The sequence below is a fragment of the Dehalococcoidia bacterium genome (assembly GCA_035310145.1).
In the GTDB taxonomy this organism is placed as follows: Bacteria; Chloroflexota; Dehalococcoidia; order CAUJGQ01; family CAUJGQ01; genus CALFMN01.
This window is the reverse complement of record DATGEL010000111.1, coordinates 14,023-28,548: the sequence shown is the minus strand read 5'-3', so window position 1 is coordinate 28,548 and position 14,526 is coordinate 14,023. Positions and strand designations below refer to the sequence as shown.

The following is a 14,526-nucleotide window of genomic DNA, read 5'->3' as shown; positions in this document are numbered from 1 at the left end:
CGCGTCGGGCCAGAGCGCAGCGTAACGGTGCTCGATGGGCGCTGGGCGCCCACGTCAGACCGAGACTTCCCATGCGGACGCGGCGTTCTTCGGATCGCCGCGAAACGGCGCTGTTGAAGCAAAGCGGGGTTAGGCGCGCCGAGCGGTTTCAGAGCAGCGGCGTCATCGTGCGCTGCGGCGGCCCGCCCGTGACCGTAATCTGGCCGTCGTCGTGCACGTAGAGGTCGACCTCGCTGCGCACGCCGAACTCGGGCAGATAGATGCCCGGCTCGATCGAGAAGCAGGTGCGCGTCAGCACCTGCCGCTCGTCGTGCGACTCGAAGTTGTCCATGTTGGCGCCGTCGCCGTGCACCTCTTCGCCGATGCTGTGGCCGGTGCGGTGCACGAAGTACTCGCCGAAGCCCGCGTCCTCGATCACCGCCCGTGCGGCGTCGTCGACCTCGTAGCCGTGCAGCGTCGCGCCTGCCGCCATGCGCCGGCGTACCAGCTCGATCGCGGCGTCTCGCGCGGCGGCCACGGCAGCGAAGACCTCAGCCTGGCGCGGCGGCACGGCCGCACCGGCGTAGGCCATCCAGGTGTGGTCGGCGTACACGGCGTCGGGCTGCCTCAGCTTGCCCCAAAAGTCGATCAGCACCACGTCACCCGCGAGGATCGGCGTGGCGTTGTCCGCGGTCGGCAGGTAGTGCGGGTTGCTGGCGTTGGCGTTGGTGGCGACGATCGGCGGGTCGTCGGCCTCGATGCCGTCCGCGGCGAAGTCGGCCCACATGATCTGCTGGACCTCGTAGTCGGTCGGCGTGGCGCCGGCGCGCAGCCGCTCGCCGATGTAGGCGAAGGCGTGGTCCTTCGCCCGCATGATCGCTTCGGACGCGGCGAGATGGCTCTGGAGCTGCGCCTCGCTCCAGCGGGCGACGGCGTACTGCACCAGGTCGGCGGAGCTGACGACCTCTTTGCCCAGCGAGCGCAGCAGCTCGACCGTGCCGGCGTCCACGCGCGAGACATACGGAATCGTGTTGCGCGGCGAGTATTCGGCGGCGATACGCGTGGCGCCATCGAGCAGGGCGGCGATGCCGGCCTCGCGCTCCTGCCAGGAACGGTAGACGCGCATCGCTCCCGGCAGGCCGTCCAGCGCGTGCGGCTCCAGGGCGCTGACCAGCCCGCGCGGCTCGCCCTGCGCCGGCGCGAAGTAGTACCAGCGCCGCGTCACGATCTGCGTGCGCAGCCCCAGCGCCTGATAGGCGATCGGGTTGGAGCGGCGGAAGTCGCAGAACAGCCAGCCGTCGAGGCCGCGCTCCGCCAGCAGCCGCTGGATCTCGGGAATCTGCACGACGGTAACCCTCGCGGCCGACAGAAGGGGCCGGCGGTGTTGCGCTCCAGTATAGCCGCCGGGGTTGCGAGCGCGGCCATCGGCCCTCACCCCCTTCCCCCTCGCCCAGGATTGGGCGAGGGGCGATCGTGCGCAGCACGACTCAGACGGCGTCTGGTTAACCGTATGGGTCACGGTACGCTCACGGCTGGATCGTCTCCTCCCCTCCAGGATTGGGGGAAGGAGAGACGAGAGGTTGAGGGCCGAACGGCCGCGCTCAGGACGCTGCCGGCAGCGCCTCCGGGAAGACGCGGCCCCAGTCGTCGGGCGTCAGGATCGGCCGCAGCCGCTCCTCCAGCTGCGGCGTGAGGGCAACCGGCGAAAGCTCCAGCTCGTAGCGTTGCGCCTGCGTGCAGAGCACGAGGTGGACCTCGTCCTTGCCCGGCGCGGCCGTGAGCGCCTGCACCAGCTCGTTCAGCCGCCGGCGGTCGTCCGCCTCGTCGTCCGGACGCTCGGTGATCTCGATGCGCACGAGAAAGCGCGGCGGCGGCCCGGCCGGAAGCCCACTGCCGGTGCCGTTCTTGTAGCCATTCCCATTACCATTGCCGTTGCGCCCGCGGCCGTTGCCGTTCCCGTTGCGATAGCCGTTCGTCTGCTCCGGCGGGCGGCCGGGGGCCAGCCGGTTCACTTCGGCGACGGTCTCGCGCATTTCGGCCGGGACGCCGCCCTCCGCGTGCGGGTCGAACGCGGTGGCGTTCACGACTGCCACGTCGAGCCGGTCGTCGCGCAGGCGGATGCGCGCCGTGAGGCGCACGATCTGGCCCTCGACCCACAGCTCGCGCTGCTGCTCGTAGGTGTCGGGCCAGACGGTGATCTCCACCTGGCCGGTGAGGTCTTCGAGCGTGGCGGCGCAGAAGCCGCGGCCGGCCTTGGTCAAGAGCGGCCGCACCGCAACGACGATGCCCGCAAGGCGCGCCTCGCGCCCCGCGCTCTCCGCGCTGATCTCGGTGATCAGCATATCCACCTGCGACGCCAGCGCGACGGAAGCGGCTTTGAACGGGTGCTCGGAAACGTAGACGCCGAGCAGCTCCTTCTCGTATGCCAGCAGCTCCTTCGCCTGCAGCGAGGGCGTGGTCAGCAGCTCGAGCTGCGGCAGCGGCGCATCGGCGCTTTCGCCGAACATGTCGAACATCGTCGTCTGGCCCGCGTCGCGCAGCTTCTGCTCGCGCTGCACGAGGCTCACGATGCGGTCGATGTTGAACAGCAGCGTGCTGCGGTACTGCTCCCGCTCCATGCCGGCATCGGCGGCGAAGCAGTCGAGGGCGCCGGCCTTGATCAGGCTCTCCAGCATGCGCTTGTTCGCGTTTTTCAAGTTCGCGCGGCGGCAGAACTCTTCCAGCGAAGCGAAGGGGCCGTTCTGCGTGCGCTCCTCGATCAGCGCCTCGATCGCGCCGGAACCGACGTTCTTGATCGAGGAGAGGCCGAAGCGAATGCCGGTGCGTTCGTCCGCCACCGTGTCGATACGGAAGGTCACGTCGCTGCGGTTCACGTCCGGCGGCAGCATCACAAGGTCGAGGCGGGCGCACTCGGCCGCGGCGGCGGCGACGCGCTCGGCGAAGCCGGCGGGGTGGTTATCCGCCAACTGCAGCACGGCAGTCATGTATTCGGCGGCGTAGTTCGCCTTCAGATAGGCCGTCTGGTAGGAGATCGTGCCGTAGCAGGTGGCGTGCGCCTTGTTGAAGGCATAGCCGGCGAAGGGCTCGATCAGGTCGAAGATGCGGTCGGCGTCGGCCTGGGTGTAGCCCTTCTCCACGGCGCCGGCGCGGAAGTGGTCGCGCTCGGCGCGCATCTTCTCCGCGATCTTCTTGCCCATCGCCTTGCGCATGATGTCGGCCTGGCCCAGCGTGTAGCCGCCGAACTTCTGCGCGATCAGCAGCACCTGGTCCTGGTAGACGATGATGCCGTAGGTCTCGTCCAGGATCTCCGCCAGGTCCGGGTGCGGGTACTTCACCGGCTCGATGCCGTGCTTCGAGCGGCAGTAGGCGGGGATATGCGCCATCGGACCGGGGCGGTAGAGCGCGACCATCGCCGACAGCTCGGCGATCGACTCCGGACGCAGCTCCTGAATGTGCCGCCGCATCGGCGCCGATTCGAGCTGGAAGACGCCGAACGTCTCGCCCTGCTTCAGCATCTCGTAGGTCTTCGGGTCGCCGTCGGGCAGCTCGCTCAGCACCAGGTCGAGGCCGCGCGTCTCGCTGATCAGCTCGATCGCCTTGCCGAGGATGGTGAGGTTCGAGAGGCCGAGGAAGTCCATCTTCAGCAGGCCGATCTCGGCCACCGTGTTCATGTCCCAGCAGACCATCGGCAGCGATTGATCGTCGCCGCGCGCCGGCTTCTGCAGCGGCACATGCTCGACCAGCGGGTCTTTGGCGATCACCACGCCGGCCGCGTGCGTGCTGGCGTGCCGCGCGATCCCTTCGACCTCACGCGACGTGTCGATCAGCCGCTTCACCACCGGGTCGCCATCGTAGCGCTGGCGCAGCTCCTGGCTCTCGTTGAGGGCGCGCTCGATCGTCATGTGCAGCGCGGGGGGCACGAGGCGCGCGAGGCGGTCGGTATCGCCCGGCGCCATGCCCAGGGCGCGGCCCACATCGCGGATCGCCGCCTTGGCGCCGAGCGTCCCGTAGGTGATGATCTGCGCCACGCGGTCGTGGCCAAAACGGTCGGCGACGTACTTGATCAACTCGCCGCGACGATCGTCGGCGATGTCCATATCGATGTCGGGCATCTCGCGCCGCTCGCGGTTCAAGAAGCGCTCGAACACGAGCCGGTGCTTGATCGGGTCGATCTCGGTGATGCCGGTGCAGTAGAGAATGATGCTCGCCGCGGCCGAGCCGCGCACGCCGAAGGGGATGCGGTGCGTTCGCGCGTACTGCGCGAACTCGCGCACGAGCAAGATGTAGGCCGGAAAGCCCGTCTCTTCGACGACGTCCAGCTCGTATTCGAGCCGCTTGCGTACCGTCTCGTTTGCGTCGGGGTAGAGCCGCGCCAGCCCCTCCCAGGAGAGCTTGGCCAGATACTGCATCGGATTGAGATCGTCGGGCAACTCGGGGTCGGGCAGGTTCAGGCGTCCGAACTCCAGCTCGTAGCTCTCGACGCTCTCCGCGACCTTCCAGGTGTTGGAGACGACTTCGGGCAACTCAGGGAAGAGCGCGGTCATCTCGTCTTCGGACTTGATGTAGTAGCTGCCGCCCTCCATGCGCATGCGCTTGGGGTCGTTGACGGTCGAGTTGGTGCCGATACAGAGCAGGATGTCGTGCGCCTCGGCGTCGCCCGGCGCCGTGTAGTGCGAGTCGTTTGTGACGACGACCGGAAGGCCGAGTTCCTTGCCCAGCGCGACCAGTTCGGGATTCAGACGGGAAAACTGCTCGTCGCCGTGCTCCTGGATCTCGATGTAGTAGTTGCCGTCGAAGACCTCGCGGTACCAGCGGATCGCGGCGATCGCGTCGTCGCGGCGGCCGTCCTGCAATGCGCGGTGGACTTCGCTTGAGGGGCAGCCGGAGAGTGCAAGCAGGCCGCCGGCATGCTTTTCGAACAGCTCGCGGTCCATGCGCGGCTTGTAGTAGTAGCCTTCGAGGTTCGCCGCGCTGGAGAGGGCGAGCAGGTTCTTGAAGCCCTGCAGGTTGCGGGCGATCAGCGTGAGGTGAAAGGGCGACTTTTCCCGCGGCTCGCGCGAGAGGCGCGAGCCGGGCGCGACGTAGGCCTCGATGCCGATCAGCGGCTTGATACCGCGTTTGCGCGCTGCCTTGTAGAAGTCGATCGCGCCGTAGAGGTTGCCGTGGTCGGTGATCGCGGCGGCCTCCTGCCCGATCGCCTTGACGCGATCGAGCGCCGGCTCGATCCGCGCCAGACCGTCGAGCAGCGAGAACTCGGTGTGCAGGTGTAAATGCGTAAACAATTGATCAGTTCCGTGCGGTGTGGGATGTCTTCACTATAGCCGTAAGCCTGCCCGCCTGCGCCTCGATTTTACGGCAAGCGCCACCCTGCCGGACGCTGCGCTACGATGGAGGCGAGTGGAAGAGACCGTGATGGCGCTTCGACGAGTGGACGCCGAAGAACCGAAGCCGGATGGGGAGCGAGCAATGACCGCCGAGCCCGAGCCGGCAGACGACCGCTACGACGAGCTGTACGAACGCTACGCCAGGCCGCTCGAAGCGGATCACTGGGGCGAGTTCATCATCATCGCGCCCGACGGCGGCTACGTGCTGGGCGACTCGCGGCTAAAGGTACTGGCAAGTGCGAGCACGACTCTTGGGCGCGGGCACTTTATGTATCGGATCGGTACCAGATGTATCGAATCGGTACCAGGTACGTGGGCGAAGTACTGCTGAGTAGCGCCGCAGGAAGGCTGGACCTCACTCGTGGGTCGGAGGAGAACGGTACCAGTAGCCCAGCATCCGTTTGAGGAGACCACAGGATGGCACAATCGAGATTGCCGACACGTGAGGAGATGGACGATCGGTACGATCGTTTCGTCAGACTGCTGGAGCAAGAGCATTGGGGAGAGTTCGTGGCCGTGTCCGCCGAAGGAAATGTGCTGCTCAGTGATTCGCTGCTGCAAGCGGTACGTGACGCTCGTGATCGGCTTGACCCAGACAGCATCGTGTTTAAAGTCGGTGAACGTGCAGTCGGACACATCAGATGAATGGACGACCTCTCGTCAGTAACATCTATCCGTATGTGCCGGTCACGTTCATGATGGCAGGAGAGATGTATTAGGTGCAGGCGCTCATCGACACTGGTTTCGATGGTGAGCTGGTGGTCCCGGAGCACCTAATTCGTCCCATAGGTGAAGAGATACCCACAACCTGGCGATTGGCCGATGGCTCGGAACTGGCGATCGCGGCATATGAGGCAGAAATCCGGCTCGGGCATCTCGCGCCAATCGTCGGTCTCGTCTTACCCATGGGCGGCGAATCGTTGGTTGGACGGGGTATCATCGACTATTTCTCGGTCACGTTTGACCACGGCCACCGTGTCACTGTGCAGGAGTAGTTCTGCGACGGGGCACAATCACACCAGCGCCGGCCGGCGATCCTGCCAGGGCGCTGCCTGCTCGAACGCGGCGGCGGCGCGGAGCACGCCCGCGTCGTCGTGGCGGCGGCCGACGATCTGCAGGCCGATCGGCAGGCCGTCGTCGCTGAAGCCGCAGGGCACCGTGATCGCCGGCTGGCCGGTGAGGTTGAAGGGATAGGTCAGCAGCCAGCCGAGGAACGGGTTGATCGGCGCCCCGTCGATCGCGCTCGGGCCGGGCGCGCTGCCGGGGTGCGGGAAGGCCGGCGTCAGCAGCGTCGGCGTGAGCAGCAGGTCGTAGCGCTGCATGAACGCCATCGCCCGCTGGTACAGCTCGCCCCGGCGGATCACCAGCGCCTCGTAGTAGTCGAACGGGCCGAGCTGCTCGCCTTCGTCCAGGAAGGCGAGCAGCGACGGATCGACCTCGTCGCGGCCCACTCTGGTCAGGATCATCGTCTTCGCCGCATAGCCCATCTGCGCCCGCCAGATCGTCAGGCACACCTCCTCCGCGCCGGCGAGATCGGGCGCCGCTTCCTCGAGCTGGGCGCCGAGCGTTCCGGCGAAGCGCTGCAGCGCCCGCTCGAACGGGCCGCGCACGCGCGAATCGAGCGGACCGAGGCCGAGGTCGTGACTGAAGGCGACGCGCAGGCCGCGCACCGACGGCTCGCGCAGCGCCTCCACGTAATCGACGCCGGTTTCGTCGATCGAGTAGGCATCGGTAGCACTCGGCCCGGCGATCGTGTTCAGCATCAGCGCCGCGTCGGCCACGCCGCGGGCGATCGGGCCGTTGTGCGTGAGCGGCGAGAAGCCGCCGGACATGGGATAGACCGGCACGCGGCCGTACGAGGGCTTGAGGCCGACCACCCCGCACAGGCTCGCCGGTATGCGGATCGAGCCGGCGCCGTCGCTGCCGTCCGCGATCGGGCAGAGACCCGCCGCCACGGCCGCCGCCGCGCCGCCGCTGGAGCCGCCGCAGACGTGCGTCAGTTTCCAGGGGTTGTTGGTCGTGCCCGAGAGCGGGCTTTCCGTGACGCCCTTGTTGCCCAGCTCGGGCGTGGTGGTCTTGCCGAGGAAGATGCCGCCCGCCGCCAGCAGCCGCTCGGCGACGACGGCGTTCTGTTCGGGCACGAAGTCGGCGAAGGCGCGCGAGCCGCGCATCGTCTTCACGCCGGCGGTGAAGGTCAGGTCTTTGAGCGTGAAGGGCACGCCGTGCAGCGGGCCGAGCGCGTCGCCGCGCAGCACGGCGGCTTCGGCCACCCTGGCCTCGGCCCGCGCTTCGTCGGCCCGCACGATCGTGAAAGCGTTCAGCTTCGGCTCGACGCGCCCGATCCGCTCCAGCAGCGCCTCGACGATCTCCACGGGCGAGAGCCGGCGCGAGCGGATCGCGGCGGCCAGCTCGGCGGCGCCCAGGTAGCAGAGGTCCGTGCGCGCGTCGCGCTGCTCGGTGGTCATCGCATCCTCCTCGCGCCGGCCGTGGCCGGGCGGCCGCGCTCAATTCTACTGCGCCGCGCCGGCCGCGGAAGCCCGACCGCCGTGCCGCGCACAGTCAACGGAGGCGGCGCCAGGCGCCGCCTCCGTTCAGCCATGGTTGGCAGAGTGCCCCGAATCAGTCGAGCCGCTCGATGATCGTGCCGGTGCCCAGGCCGCCGCCGCAGCACATCGTCTGCAGGCCGTAGCGCGTGCCGCTGCGTTCCAGCTCGTAGAGCAGCGAGGTCATCAGCCGGGCGCCGGTGCAGCCGAGCGGATGGCCCAGGGCGATCGCGCCGCCGTTGACGTTGACCTTCTCCATGTCTGGATGCAGTTCCTTCTCCCAGGCGAGCACGACCGGCGCGAACGCCTCGTTGATCTCCACGCGGTCGATCTGGTCGAGCTTGAGGCCGGCGCGCTTGAGCACATCTTCCGTGGCGCCGATCGGGCCGGTGAGCATCAGCTCGGGGTCGGAGCCGACCACCGTCTGCGCGACGATGCGCGCCCGCGGCTTCACGCCCAGCTCCTTCGCCTTCTCCGCCGACATCAGCAACACGGCCGCGGCGCCGTCGGTGATCTGGCTGGAGTTGCCGGCGTGCAGCACGCCGTCCTCCGCGAAGGACGGCTTCAGCGCCGCCAATGTCTCCGGCGTGGTGCCGGGGCGGATGCCCTCGTCGTCCGTGTACGGTTCCGCTTTGCCCTCGCGGTTGATCGGCACCGGCACGATCTCGGCGGCGAACTTGCCCTCGGCGCGGGCGATGGCGGCGCGCTGCTGGCTGCGGGCGCCGAAGCGGTCGCAGTCCTCGCGGCTGATCCGCCACTGCTTCGCGATCTTCTCCGCCGAGATGCCCTGGCTGGTCAGCTCGTACTGCTCGAGGATCTCCGGCGTGAACGGCTGCTGGCCGGGCATACTCGCCACGGAGCTGCCCATCGGCACACGGCTCATGCTCTCCACGCCGCCGGCGATGGCGATGTCGCAGACGCCGCTGGTGATCAGGTTGGCGGCGAAGTGCAGCGCCTGCTGGCTGGAGCCGCACTGCAGGTCAACCGAGGTCGCGGGAATCGTGTAGGGGAAGCCGGCCGCCAGCATGGCGTTGCGGCCGACGTTGACACCCTGTTCGCCCACCTGCGAGACGCAGCCGAAGACGATGTACTCGACCTGCTCCTTCTTGAGCCCCGCGCGCTCGACCACCTCGCTGAGCACGGTCGAGCCGAGCGTCACGGGATGCACGCCGCTGAGGCTGCCGTTGCGCTTGCCCATGCCGGTGCGAACCGCGCTCACGATCACGACGTCAGACATGTTGTTCCTTCTTTCCGCCGCAGCGGTTGCTATAAAAACTGTGGCGACACCTCGATTGTAAAGCAGAGGCGGGTTCCAACGGCAAGCGCCGCTAGAGCCTGTTATGAACTTCGCCGCACTTACCACGCTGCGAATGATCGAATAGTCCCGCGTACGGCGGAGTCTTGGCCCCTGGCTGAGGAGCGGCCATGGCTCGAAGCCTGCGCAGCGGTCGCCAATGGGTGTCGTGTCGCAGGTGACCGCGTGTTTCGACCGCCAAGTGGGAATCCGAGTGCATAACAGCCGCTAGCCGTGCTTGCCGGGGTCGGGCTCACCTTCCGGCTGAATCGTCGGGTCGCCGCTCGCCGGCCGCAGCGCGAGCAGCCCGGCCGTGAGCAGCACGGCGAGACAGGTGCCGATGATCGCGTAAATCACGTTGCTGCTGGTCATGCGTCCACCCGGCGCCGGTTGAATCGCGGCTAACGTCGCTCAAGCTTACGCCGATCGTTCGCGCGGCGGTCAAGCCGTGAGCAGGCGTACGAGCCAGCGCCATGCCCTGTGCTACCGTGAACGCAGCCGCCGGCGATCGCCGGCGACGCCGGCCTCGCATCGCTCGTCTGCGCCCGGCGGAGGTGCACATGGCGCGCATCGTGGCTCTCGGCACCGCGGTGCCGCCCTACCACCTCGACGCCGCGGCCTTTCAAGCCGCCGCGATGAGCGCCTTCGCCGCCAACGGCGCCGACCCGCGGCTGCTGGCGCGCATGGCCGCACACTGCGGCGTGCGCGAGCGTTACATCGCCGCGCCGGTCGAGACGGTGCTTGTGCCGCGGCCGCTGGACGAACGCAATCGCGCCTACACCGCCGCAGCCGATGAGCTGGGCGAAGGCGTTGCGCGGGCCGCGCTTGCAGCGGCCGGTGTTGCGCCCGCCGAGGTCGATCTGATCGTCAGCGTCTCCTGCACGGGCTATCTGCTGCCTTCGCTCGACGCGCGGCTGGCGGCGCCGCTTGGCCTGCGGCCCGATGTGCGCCGCCTGCCGATCACGGAGCTGGGTTGCCTGGCCGGAGCGGCGGCGCTGGCGCGCACCGTCGAGCTGTTGCACGCGCCGGGCCTGCGCACGGCGCTGGTCGTGGCCGCCGAGTTTCCCTCGCTCACGTTCCAGCCCGGCGACGCCTCGATGGACAACCTCGTCTCCACGCTCGTCTTCGCGGACGGCGCCGCTGCGGCCGTGCTGCGCGTGGACGACGGCCCCGGCTTTGAAATCGTTGCTACGGCGAGCCGCATCCTGCCCGGCACACTGGACGAGATGGGCTTCGAGCTGCGCGAGGGCGGCTTCTACGTGGTGCTGAGCAAGGACGTGCCCGCGCTGCTGGCCGAGCCGTTCGCGGAGGCGACGGCGCAACTGCTGGCGAAGAGCCAGCTAGCGACACGCGATCTCGGCTTCGCCTGCATTCATCCCGGCGGGCCCAAGATCCTGCGCGCGGTCGATGCGGCGCTCGGCGTGGAAGGGCTGACGGCGCCCTCGTGGCAGGTGCTGGAGCGCTTCGGCAACCAGTCGTCGGCTTCGGTGCTGTTCATCCTCGACTACTTGCAGCGCTGCGCCCCGCCGGCCGATGGCTCGTTCGGTCTGCTCGCCGGCTTCGGCCCCGGCCTCTCGCTGGAGCTGGCGCTGCTGCGGTTCCGCGCCTGATGCGGCGCTGGGACCGGCCCTACGTGCTGCTCGTGCTGCTCTGCGCGGCGCAGCGATCGGCCGAGCTGCTGATCTCGCGGCGGAACCTGCGCCGCTCGGCGGCGCCACTGGGCACGGCCGGCCGGCGAACGTTCCCGCTGATGGCGGCGCTGCACGTCGCGCTGTTTGTCGCGCCGCTGGCTGAGCGCCGCCTGCGGCCGCGGCGCGATCGGCCCGCTCTCGCCGTGCCGGCGCTGGCGCTGCTGGCGGCGGCGACGGCGCTGCGGCTCTGGGTGATCCGCTCGCTGGGCGACGGCTGGAACGTGCGCGCGACCGTGCCCGCGGACCTCACTCCGGTCGATTCGGGGCCGTACCGGCTGATTCGCCACCCGAACTACGTCGCCGTGGCGGCGGAGATGGCGGCGCTGCCGCTGACGGGCACGGCGCCGCTTTCGGCGGCGGCGCTGAGCGCGGCGAACGCGCTGGTGCTGGCGCAGCGGATTCGCGCCGAAGAGCGGCTGCTGGCGCAGATTCCCGGCTACAGCGAGCGCATGGGCGACAAGCCGCGCTTCCTGCCGCGGCTGCCGTCGCGTCACCTTGCCGTTCAGGTCCGTGCGGGCGGCGCCGATGTCTCAAGGTAATCGTTGCCGCTGAGTGGCTGGCCCTCGGCGAAGCGGCCGAAGCAGAAGGGCGCGATCGCGCAGGTGCGGGCGGCGCCTTCCGTCACCAGCTCGGCCATGCAGGCGCCGACCGCGGGCGACTTCTTGAAACCGGTGCCGCTGAAGCCGGCGGCGATGTAGAGGCCGCCCACACCCGGCGCCCGGTCGAGGATCGCCTTGCCGTCCGGACTCATGTCGTAGACGCCGGCGTGGCCCGTCTCGTATGCCGCCTCGCGCATCTCCGGCAGGCGCCGCGCTACCCGGGCCAGCGACTCTTCGATGAAGCCGGGCGCGTTGCGCTCGTCGTAGTTGTCCAGATCGGCGACGACCTCGTAGTCGCGCCGGCCGGTGCCCACGGCGCTGAGCAGGCCCGCATGCGGGCGGAAGTAGCAGCCGGCGGCGTTGTCCATGAAGACCATGTGCTCGTCGCCGAACGACGCGGGGCGGCGCACGAAGGCCAGCTCGGCGCGGCGCGGCGTGATCGGCAGATCAACGTCCGCGCCCTTGAGCAGGGCCACCGACCACGGCCCGGCGACGATCACGACCGCATCGGCGTCCACCGGCCCGGCGGAGGTCTCCACGCCGGTCACGCGCTCGCCGGCCACGCGGATGCCGGTGACGGCCACACCCTCGCGCAGGGTCACGCCGAGATCGACGGCGCGGCGCATGAAGGCCTCGGCGGTCTTGCGCCCGTCGGCGAAGCCGGACTCCGGCTCATAGGCGCCGAGGCCGATGCCTTCGATCGAGGCGTGCGGCTGCAGCTCGCGGATCTCGCCGGGCGAGACGAGGCGCGTGTTCACGCCGACGCCCTGCAGCATGGCCACGTTCTGGCGCAGCCGCTCGGCGTTCTCCGGCGAGACGACCATCAGGTAGCCGGTCTGGCGGAAGCCGCAGTCGCCGCCGACCAGGTCGGCCCAGTGCTGGAAGTACGGTAGGCTGGCGAGTGCCAGCCGCGCCTGGTGCGGGTCGGTGTAGTGCATACGCACGAGGGCGCCGGACTTGCGCGTGTTGCCGGAGGCCACCCAGCGCCGCTCGATCACCGTCACCCGGCCCGCGCCAAGCCGCGCCAGGTGAAAGGCGGTGCTGGCGCCGACGACGACGGCGCCCACCACGATCACGTCCGTCTTTTCGGCCATCGCCCGGCTCCTCGCGGTGCGGTAAGCATGTCGCCCGCTGGCGACATCGTATGCCCTGTGCCTGACCACCGCGAGCGGAGGACCGTCTGCGCTGTGCTACGATCCGCATGCAGCGGAAGGATGCAGGCGATGACCGCGATTCACGACCGGCCGGGGGCCGCGCCGGAGCCGGCGCCCGCCTACGGCGCCATGCCCGACAGCGACGGCGCCAACTTCTACCGTGAAGACTTCAACCTCGGCCGTGCCCTACGCCGGTACCTGACGCCGGCGGAGTTCGCCCACGCCGAGCGTATCCTCACGGACGCCGGCGAGGCGGCCGGGGGCGAGCTGAACCGGCTGGCGATGATTGCCGACAAGAACCCGCCGCAGCTCGTGCGGTACGACCGCCGCGGGCAGCGCGTGGACCGCGTGGAGAAGCACCCGGCCTACCGCGAGATGGAGCGCATCGCCTTCGAGCGCTTCGCCCTGGCCGCCGTCTCGCACCGCGACGGTGCATTGGGCTGGCCGGGCCGCATGCCGGCGGTGATGAAGTATGCGCTCTCCTACGTGCTGATCCAGGCGGAGTTCGGCCTCTTTTGCCCGGTGAACATGACCGACTCGCTGGCCCGCACGCTCGACCTGTTCGCCGACGACGATCTGAAGCAACAGTTTCTCCCGCGGCTCACCGCGCTGGACCTTGATTCGCTCTGGCAGGGCGCGCAGTTCCTGACCGAAAAGGAGGGCGGCTCGGACGTCGGCGCCTCACGCACCGTCGCGCGGCGGGATGGCGATGGCTGGCGGCTGTACGGCGACAAGTGGTTCTGTTCCAACGCCGGCGCCGACGTGATCCTGACGCTGGCACGGCCCGAGGGCGCCCCGACGGGCACGAAGGGGCTGGGCCTGTTCCTGGTGCCGGCCGTGCTGCCCGACGGCAGGCAGAACGCCTTCACGATCAACCGGCTGAAGGACAAGCTCGGCTCGCGCTCGATGGCCTCGGGCGAGTACACGTTTCAGGGCGCGCTGGCCTACCAGGTCGGGCCGCTGGAGCGCGGCTTCAAGCAGATGATGGAGATGGTCAGCGCCTCACGCCTCTCCAATGCCATGCGCGCGGCGGCGATGATGCGCCGTTCGTACTTCGAGGCGCTGGTGCACGCCCGCGGCCGCGTCGCCTTCGGCAAACCGCTGGCCGAGCTGCCGCTGATGCGGGAGAAGCTGCTGGAGCTGCTGCTCGACAGCGAGACGGCGCTGGCCGTTGTCCTGCAGGCCGGCGCCGCGCTCGGCCGCGCCGACACCGGCTCGGCGTTCGACGCGCGGCTGATCCGCATCCTCACGCCGCTGGCCAAGTGGTACCTGTGCAAGCGCGCCCGCTACGTCACGGCCGAGGCGATGGAGGTGCGCGGCGGCAACGGCTACATCGAGGACTGGGTGAACGCCCGCCTCGTGCGCGACAGCCACCTCGGCTCGATCTGGGAGGGTTCTAGCAACGTCATCCTGCTCGACATCGCCCGGGCGATGTCGAAAGAACAGGCGCACACCGCGCTGCTTCAGGACATCGAGCAGCGCGTCGACGGCTGCCGGGTGGCCGAGCTGGCGGGCGCGGCAGGCAGCGTGCGCGACGCGACGGTGCGGCTGCGCCAGTGGATCGAGCGCTGGCACGCGCTGGACCCGGCGGGGCGCGAGCTGGCGCTGGACGGTATCGCGCGCAAGCTCTTTCACCTCAACGCCGCGGCGCTGCTGCTGGAAGAAGCGGACGTGGACGCGGCGGCGGGCCGCGGCTTCCGCAAGCTGCTGCTCGCCGCCCGCTACCTGCGGGCAAACCTGCGTTCGGGCGGCGAGGAGGAACTCGCCGCGCCGGACACGACGGCGCTCGCCTGGTTCGAGCCACTGATCCGCGGGGGCAATGTGCCGGCGCGGGCGGCCGCGCCGCTGCTCGCCGGCGTGGCCGGCTGAACGCCGTGCTTGC

12 protein-coding genes are annotated in these 14,526 nt (G+C 69.4%); 6 read left to right on the top strand and 6 right to left on the bottom strand.

The features are described 5' to 3' along the window. Window positions 1-148: 148 nt before the first annotated feature. Together VKV26_21105 and dnaE are read right to left on the bottom strand one after the other, a co-directional pair. Complete coding sequence (locus tag VKV26_21105) at window positions 149-1,324, bottom strand: M24 family metallopeptidase (GenBank protein HLZ72411.1); 1,176 nt, start codon at window positions 1,322-1,324, stop codon at window positions 149-151. Between the two features lie 256 nt (window positions 1,325-1,580). Continuing rightward, window positions 1,581-5,261 (bottom strand): DNA polymerase III subunit alpha, encoded by a 3,681-nt coding sequence (dnaE, locus tag VKV26_21100; protein HLZ72410.1) that lies wholly within the window; start codon window positions 5,259-5,261, stop codon window positions 1,581-1,583. Between the two features lie 130 nt (window positions 5,262-5,391). Here dnaE and VKV26_21095 point away from each other — a divergent pair, with 130 nt between their 5' ends. From VKV26_21095 to VKV26_21085, 3 genes are all read left to right on the top strand, one after another. Beyond that, window positions 5,392-5,694 carry a hypothetical protein gene (locus tag VKV26_21095; GenBank protein HLZ72409.1) on the top strand — a complete coding sequence of 101 codons (303 nt, stop codon included), beginning with the start codon at window positions 5,392-5,394 and terminating at the stop codon, window positions 5,692-5,694. Window positions 5,695-5,780: 86 nt separating this feature from the next. Next, window positions 5,781-6,008 carry a hypothetical protein gene (locus VKV26_21090; protein ID HLZ72408.1) on the top strand — a complete coding sequence of 76 codons (228 nt, stop codon included), beginning with the start codon at window positions 5,781-5,783 and terminating at the stop codon, window positions 6,006-6,008. A gap of 74 nt (window positions 6,009-6,082) precedes the next feature. Next, window positions 6,083-6,358 (top strand): hypothetical protein, encoded by a 276-nt coding sequence (locus VKV26_21085; protein HLZ72407.1) that lies wholly within the window; start codon window positions 6,083-6,085, stop codon window positions 6,356-6,358. Between the two features lie 18 nt (window positions 6,359-6,376). Here VKV26_21085 and VKV26_21080 read toward each other — a convergent pair whose 3' ends face one another. From VKV26_21080 to VKV26_21070, 3 genes are all read right to left on the bottom strand, one after another. Next, entirely contained in the window at window positions 6,377-7,828 is a 1,452-nt protein-coding gene (locus tag VKV26_21080; protein ID HLZ72406.1) for an amidase family protein, read from the bottom strand. Between the two features lie 154 nt (window positions 7,829-7,982). After that, window positions 7,983-9,143, bottom strand: coding sequence for a thiolase family protein (locus VKV26_21075; GenBank protein ID HLZ72405.1), 1,161 nt, complete (start codon window positions 9,141-9,143; stop codon window positions 7,983-7,985). Window positions 9,144-9,428: 285 nt separating this feature from the next. Further along, window positions 9,429-9,572 (bottom strand): hypothetical protein, encoded by a 144-nt coding sequence (locus VKV26_21070; protein HLZ72404.1) that lies wholly within the window; start codon window positions 9,570-9,572, stop codon window positions 9,429-9,431. Window positions 9,573-9,760: 188 nt separating this feature from the next. Between VKV26_21070 and VKV26_21065 the strand changes: the two genes are divergently transcribed. Together VKV26_21065 and VKV26_21060 are read left to right on the top strand one after the other, a co-directional pair. Then, window positions 9,761-10,810: a 3-oxoacyl-[acyl-carrier-protein] synthase III C-terminal domain-containing protein gene (locus tag VKV26_21065; protein HLZ72403.1), complete on the top strand. Its 1,050-nt coding sequence runs from the start codon at window positions 9,761-9,763 to the stop codon at window positions 10,808-10,810. Next, window positions 10,810-11,430 carry an isoprenylcysteine carboxylmethyltransferase family protein gene (locus VKV26_21060; protein ID HLZ72402.1) on the top strand — a complete coding sequence of 207 codons (621 nt, stop codon included), beginning with the start codon at window positions 10,810-10,812 and terminating at the stop codon, window positions 11,428-11,430. The genes VKV26_21065 and VKV26_21060 overlap by 1 nt, the downstream gene beginning before the upstream one ends. Here the strand turns inward: VKV26_21060 and VKV26_21055 are convergent. Then, entirely contained in the window at window positions 11,394-12,584 is a 1,191-nt protein-coding gene (locus tag VKV26_21055; protein HLZ72401.1) for an FAD-dependent oxidoreductase, read from the bottom strand. The genes VKV26_21060 and VKV26_21055 overlap by 37 nt on opposite strands. A gap of 129 nt (window positions 12,585-12,713) precedes the next feature. Here VKV26_21055 and VKV26_21050 point away from each other — a divergent pair, with 129 nt between their 5' ends. Continuing rightward, entirely contained in the window at window positions 12,714-14,513 is a 1,800-nt protein-coding gene (locus tag VKV26_21050) for an acyl-CoA dehydrogenase family protein (GenBank protein HLZ72400.1), read from the top strand. Window positions 14,514-14,526 lie beyond the last annotated feature (13 nt).

What these genes read in the sequence shown, in the direction of transcription:
- VKV26_21090 (HLZ72408.1), top strand. Translation starts at nt 5,781, where the DNA reads ATGGCACAATCGAGATTGCCGACACGTGAGGAGATGGACGATCGGTAC.
- VKV26_21080 (HLZ72406.1), bottom strand. Translation starts at nt 7,828, where the DNA reads ATGACCACCGAGCAGCGCGACGCGCGCACGGACCTCTGCTACCTGGGC.
- VKV26_21095 (HLZ72409.1), top strand. Translation starts at nt 5,392, where the DNA reads ATGGCGCTTCGACGAGTGGACGCCGAAGAACCGAAGCCGGATGGGGAG.
- VKV26_21055 (HLZ72401.1), bottom strand. Translation starts at nt 12,584, where the DNA reads ATGGCCGAAAAGACGGACGTGATCGTGGTGGGCGCCGTCGTCGTCGGC.
- VKV26_21065 (HLZ72403.1), top strand. Translation starts at nt 9,761, where the DNA reads ATGGCGCGCATCGTGGCTCTCGGCACCGCGGTGCCGCCCTACCACCTC.
- VKV26_21070 (HLZ72404.1), bottom strand. Translation starts at nt 9,572, where the DNA reads ATGACCAGCAGCAACGTGATTTACGCGATCATCGGCACCTGTCTCGCC.
- VKV26_21050 (HLZ72400.1), top strand. Translation starts at nt 12,714, where the DNA reads ATGACCGCGATTCACGACCGGCCGGGGGCCGCGCCGGAGCCGGCGCCC.
- VKV26_21060 (HLZ72402.1), top strand. Translation starts at nt 10,810, where the DNA reads ATGCGGCGCTGGGACCGGCCCTACGTGCTGCTCGTGCTGCTCTGCGCG.
- VKV26_21075 (HLZ72405.1), bottom strand. Translation starts at nt 9,143, where the DNA reads ATGTCTGACGTCGTGATCGTGAGCGCGGTTCGCACCGGCATGGGCAAG.